We start from the raw sequence: 1,353 nt of genomic DNA, 5'->3' as shown, positions 1-1,353 counted from the left end.
TCGGCGCTTGGTGTAATCGACGAGATATTTTCCGCCCCCTTTAACGCTGAAATTTACGCAAATTTTAGCGGCCATCTGCACTACTTCCTCGCTTAGGTTCTGCTTGTTCGTCTTTACGATTACGTGCGCGCTAGCAACGTCTTTGAGGTGAAACCAAAAGTCCTCCTTGCCGCTGTTTTTAAGCAGGCGGATGTTACCGCGCTCGTTTTTGCCGACGCTGATTTTAAAATCGCCCAGATAGAAGTTCTGCACGTCCTGCTCGCTCTCGCCCTCCTTGCGCCGCTCCTGCACGATACGTTTGCGCGGAAGCAAAATTTCAAGCTCCTGCTCGCTCTGCGCGTTTTGGATCAGCTCGCGCAGGCTTTCGTAAAATTCCAGCTTGCTTTTTAGATTTTGCTCCTCCAGATGCAAATTTGCGCTTTTATTTCGCAACTTTTTCGCTTCGGCGTACAGCTGCGAGAGCGCGATTTTAGGCGGGTCTTGTATATCAAACTCCATCCGCTCGCCGGCGCGCGAAATGAGCGAAATGCGCCTTTCGTAGTCTTTGATTTTGTATAAATTTTCCTTCAGCAGATCGGCGCGCAGGCTAAAAAGTTCGCTCTGCCTCAAAAGCTCTGCCGCGCTTGGAAGCTCCTTTAGGCTCTGGCTCAAAGCCTCCGTTTTTTTCTCGATCCGCGCGAGCTTTACGTTTCTTAGCGAGGTGATCTTGCGCTCGTTTAAGCTTTTAAATTCCGCTTCGAAAAAGGCGCTAAAATCCTCTATGCGCGCTACCTTTTGCTCTTTTATCTCGCGCGGAGGCAGCGGGATCAGCTTTTTGCCGACGCGAATGCTTCTAAAATCGTTATCGAAGTGGCGCAGTGCCTCCAAAATAACCCCCGCCTCGTCCGTGATGATGACGTTCGTAAAGCGCCCGGTAAATTCAAAATAGATCTCCGAGACGAGCCTTTTATAGCCCGCGCTAAGCTCGACGCGAAGGGATAAAATTCTATTATTTTGCGGCACGGCGATCTTTAAAATTTTACTTTTCACAAAGCGCTTGGCAAGCACCACGTCAAAGGGCGCCTTGTAGGTTTTGCTCTCGGTAAATGCGGCGTTTTTGTGGATATTCGAGCTCGTTTTGTCCATGTCGAAAAACAGCGTCTCGTCGCCGTCGAAGCAAATTTTAAAAAGATTGTCGCCCGCGCGCTTTATATGAGAGATAAATTTTTTGCTTTGCAGATAGTCGCAAATTTGAATTAAGCTTTGATACTTCATACGCGTTAAAATTTCTCTTTATGGATTTTGGCTAAATTTAGCTTTTGCAGATCGTGCGGGCTCGGGCTCTGTTGCGGCATGCCGAGGGCCAGTATCGCT

At 48.6% G+C, this 1,353-nt stretch carries 1 protein-coding gene; it reads right to left on the bottom strand.

All coding sequences use genetic code 11. From position 1 onward, the window contains the following. On the bottom strand, positions 1 to 1,254 hold a 1,254-nt coding region (locus Q0236_RS11630; protein ID WP_297918197.1), incomplete at its 3' end, for an NFACT RNA binding domain-containing protein. Positions 1,255 to 1,353: the final 99 nt, after the last annotated feature.

Origin of the sequence: uncultured Campylobacter sp. (assembly GCF_938031315.1) — a bacterium.
Classification (GTDB): domain Bacteria; phylum Campylobacterota; class Campylobacteria; order Campylobacterales; family Campylobacteraceae; genus Campylobacter_B.
This window is presented reverse-complemented; position numbering and strand designations above follow the sequence as displayed.